Here is a 3,436-nt window from a genome sequence, read left to right as displayed (position 1 = left end):
GCGGAACGCGTCGAGCAGTTCGCGGGTGCGGGCGATCACCGGCGCGACCGGGTGCGCGGTGGGGAGGGCGACGATGCCTTTCTGCAGGTCGATGACGACCAGCGCCGTGTTCGTGTCGAGACGCGTTGCGCTCATGATGGGCTCCGGGGAAAAGGGCAAGGAAAGCCGGCGCGCATGCAGCGCGGCGCGCCGGCCGGGTTCATTGCTCGCCGATGCGGCGGATCAGCGGGATGGCCGCGGCGAGCGTGTCGATGTCTTGCGGATCGAGTTTCTCGATCGCGGCGCCAAGCCACTGGTGTTTCGCGGCGTTGCGCTTGCGCCGCGCGGCGAGGCCGGCGGCGGTGAGTTTGAACAGGATCTGGCGGCCGTCGGTCGGATGGGGCTCGCGCTCGACGAGTGCGTCTTCCTCGAGGCTCGCGAGAATCGTCTTCATCGATTGCGGCTTCATCGCTTCGGCGCGCGCGAGATCGGCGGTCGTCATCGGCCCGTGCCGTTCGAGCCGCGCGAGCGCGCTCGTCTGCGACATGCCGAGTCCTTCCGAATCGACCTCGGAGCGCAGCCGGCGGATGAGCTGGCCGACCGCGAGGGTCAGGTCGGCGGCGACGGTTTCGGCGGAAACGCCGGGTTTGCGTGGCGGGTTCATGCGGCCAATCATAGAACACGACAGTTAAACTTGCAAGTTTAACTGTCGAATTGATCGCCGGCTGGTGGCGCTGCCCGGTGCGATTACGTGCGTCGATGCGCGACCGGTACGACTTCGCTGTATCGCGGAGTCGCGTTTTCGTGCAGCAGATCGCCGAGGTACTGGCCAAGTTCGTCCGCGCTGAGCGAGGACGGAATCTGCAGATTGGCCGGGCGCCGCTTGCCTTCGGCGCCGAGATCGAACACGGCCCAGCGACCGTCCGTGCGCACCACGGCGAGCAGCCGACCGAACGCGTTGAAGCGGTATTCGTCCTGCATGGCGTCGCTCCCGTCGCGTGAGCTCGCCGGCTGCCCGTGTCCGTCTACTGGATCGAACAGGACAGCCAGCGATGGATTTTGATTGCGTCGCTCGATACGCCGGCACGCGTCGCCGCGCCGAGCAGCACGACCGTTTCCCGGCGGCCTTTCACGCGCATGCGCATCACGACGCCGTGCCCCGATTCGTTGATGAAGCCGGTTTTCTGCAGCCGGATCGGCAGGCGGCGGTAGCGTACGAGCGGGTCGGAATTCACGTACACGAGTTCACCGTCGCCGGGGCGCACGGTGGTCGACAGATCGGTCGAGAAATAGCGGATCAGCGGATCTTGCGCGGCCGCGCCGACGAGCCGCGCGAGATCTTCCGCCGTCGACACGTTGTGCGGCGACAGGCCGGTCGGCTCACGGAAGTGCGTATGTCGCATACCGAGCCGGCGCGCTTCGCGGTTCATCGCCTTGACGAACGCGGCGCGCCCGCCCGGATAGTCGCGGCTCAGCGCGGCGGCCGCGCGGTTCTCCGACGACATCAGCGCGATATGGAACATCTCGCGGCGCGACAGTTCCGAGCCGACCTGCAGGCGCGAACCGGTGAACTTGATCGTGTCGCGATCGCGCGCGGTCACGCGCAGCACGCCGTTCAGCGGACGATCGGCATCGCGCGCGACGACGGCCGTCATCAGTTTCGAGATCGAGGCGATCGGCCGCACGGTGCGTGCGTTGCGCGCCAGCAGCGGGGTGCCGGAATCGACGTCGAGCACGTAGGCCGCGCGCGAATGCAGCGAACCGACCGCGCGGGGGGTGTAGCCGCAACTGGCGAGCAATTTCGGTTTCGCGGGCGGGCGTGGCCGCACGGCGGTCGTGCGTTTCGCGCGCCGCGGCTGCGGCGCGGGTGCCGCGTGGCGTTTGGCTGCCTGATGCGTCACGCGCGAGCGGCGATGCTTGACGGCCTTTTTCTTGCGATGGGGCTTCTTCTTGACGGCCTTCGTATGGGCATGCGGTTGCGCATGGGCGGTGCGATGCGGCTGCACGCGCTGCGCGGACGCGTTCGTGGCGAATGCGAGCAGCAGGAACGACAGGACGAGGATCAGGGTGGTCCGGGCGCGAGGCAGGCGCGCGATGAGGCCGGTCAAGCGAAAGTCTCCTTTTCACGCGCGATGCGGCTGCGCGGAATGCGTGGGCGGTCGGCGGGTGCGGGAAATTATACGGTCGATCGCGCGGCGATGACGATGGGATGACGCGCAATGATGCGTGATACGGGAGGATTCCGGTCGTTTTCGCGCTGCCGGGCAGCGGTGCGGGTGGGGAGAAAGGCGGGCGGGTGCGCAGTTCAGCGCGGCCAGTTCCGCCGCGACACGACCGCGAAACTGATTGCGATCGAACCCGTCATCGCGCGTGGCGGCGCGTCTTCCAGCGCATCGCCGAAGCGAAAGCGGCGGCTGCGCCCGTCCGTGCGTTCGACACGACGTTTCGGCGCGCGGGTATCGGCGGCACCGGCGCATGCGTTTGCACCCGCGACATCGCATGGTGATTCGGCCACGCAGTCGGCCGCTGGATCGAGGGACATGAAGGTGAATTCCGGGAAGGGCATGTCCGTATTGAACGCCATTGCGTTCGATCGGTAAAATGAATATTTCAATCGTTACGATTCCGTTAAAGAATGGAACTGAAACTGCTGCGCACGTTCCTGACGGTCACCGAGCTGTGCCATTTCAGCCGCGCGGCCGATGCGCTGCACATGAGCCAGCCTGCGCTCAGCAAGCAGATCGGCGCGCTGGAAGCAAGCCTCGGCGGCAAGCTGTTCGAGCGCGGCCGGCATGGCGCGGAGCTGACGCCGTTCGGCGAACGCTTCCTGCCCGACGCGCAGGCGCTCGTGCGCGATGCCGACGAAATCCTGGCGCGTGCACGGGAAGCGACCAGTGGCCAGCGCGGGCATTTGCGGCTCGGCATCTGCCTGTCCGTGCTGACGCTCGTGCCGAAGCTGATCGCCGAATTCCGCCGTTGCAATCCGGGTATCGCGGTGACGCTGAGCGACCTGTCGTCGTCCGAACAGACGCGCCGGCTGCGTGCCGGCAAGCTCGACGCCGGTTTCCTGCGTCTGCCGTCGGACGACGGCTTGTCGTCGTTCAAGGTGATCGACGAAGCGCTCGGGCTTGCCGTACCGCCGCACCTGGGCTTCAAGCGCGTGCCGGCCAACCTCGACGTGCTCAACGAGATCGGCTTCATCGCGTTGCAGCGTGCGCGCGGCCCGGGGCTGGCTGCGCAGATCGACCGATGGTGCGTCGAGCGCCGCTTCGTGCCGCACGTGATGCAGCAGGCGGAAGACGTGCAGTCGGTGCTGACCTCGGTCGCGGCCGGCGTCGGCGTCGCGTTCATCCCGTCGAGCGCGCGGTACCTGTTGCGCGATGCGACGGTGCTGCCGCTCGACGGCCGTGACGCGAAGTGGCGCGTGGGGCTCGCGTGGCTGTCCGATCGCGACGAT

5 protein-coding genes and 1 pseudogene are annotated in these 3,436 nt (G+C 67.5%); 1 reads left to right on the top strand and 5 read right to left on the bottom strand.

The window, feature by feature from the left end; translation table 11 throughout:
• The 5 genes and pseudogenes from JMF90_RS29695 to JMF90_RS40335 all read right to left on the bottom strand — a co-directional run.
• Window positions 1-135: pseudogene (locus JMF90_RS29695) on the bottom strand (isochorismatase family protein); the annotation flags it as partial.
• A 64-nt stretch (window positions 136-199) separates the two neighbouring features.
• Window positions 200-655, bottom strand: a complete 456-nt coding sequence (locus JMF90_RS29690) for a MarR family winged helix-turn-helix transcriptional regulator (protein WP_011547546.1) — start codon at window positions 653-655, stop codon at window positions 200-202.
• A 71-nt stretch (window positions 656-726) separates the two neighbouring features.
• Window positions 727-960 (bottom strand): hypothetical protein, encoded by a 234-nt coding sequence (locus JMF90_RS29685; RefSeq protein WP_006478862.1) that lies wholly within the window; start codon window positions 958-960, stop codon window positions 727-729.
• Between the two features lie 44 nt (window positions 961-1,004).
• Window positions 1,005-2,087: a serine hydrolase gene (locus JMF90_RS29680; RefSeq protein ID WP_011547547.1), complete on the bottom strand. Its 1,083-nt coding sequence runs from the start codon at window positions 2,085-2,087 to the stop codon at window positions 1,005-1,007.
• 197 nt (window positions 2,088-2,284) lie between these two features.
• Window positions 2,285-2,563 carry a hypothetical protein gene (locus JMF90_RS40335; protein WP_034174745.1) on the bottom strand — a complete coding sequence of 93 codons (279 nt, stop codon included), beginning with the start codon at window positions 2,561-2,563 and terminating at the stop codon, window positions 2,285-2,287.
• 51 nt (window positions 2,564-2,614) lie between these two features.
• Between JMF90_RS40335 and JMF90_RS29675 the strand changes: the two genes are divergently transcribed.
• On the top strand, window positions 2,615-3,436 hold an 822-nt coding region (locus JMF90_RS29675; RefSeq protein WP_201325788.1), incomplete at its 3' end, for a LysR family transcriptional regulator.

Origin of the sequence: Burkholderia sp. E168m23, assembly GCF_016586125.1 — a bacterium.
In the GTDB taxonomy this organism is placed as follows: Bacteria; Pseudomonadota; Gammaproteobacteria; order Burkholderiales; family Burkholderiaceae; genus Burkholderia; species Burkholderia orbicola.
Note: the sequence above shows the minus strand (reverse complement) of the source record. Positions and strands in the feature narration are given on the sequence as shown.

Coding starts and splice junctions, on each gene's coding strand:
- JMF90_RS29685 (WP_006478862.1), bottom strand. CDS start 960: ATGCAGGACGAATACCGCTTCAACGCGTTCGGTCGGCTGCTCGCCGTG.
- JMF90_RS29690 (WP_011547546.1), bottom strand. CDS start 655: ATGATTGGCCGCATGAACCCGCCACGCAAACCCGGCGTTTCCGCCGAA.
- JMF90_RS40335 (WP_034174745.1), bottom strand. CDS start 2,563: ATGGCGTTCAATACGGACATGCCCTTCCCGGAATTCACCTTCATGTCC.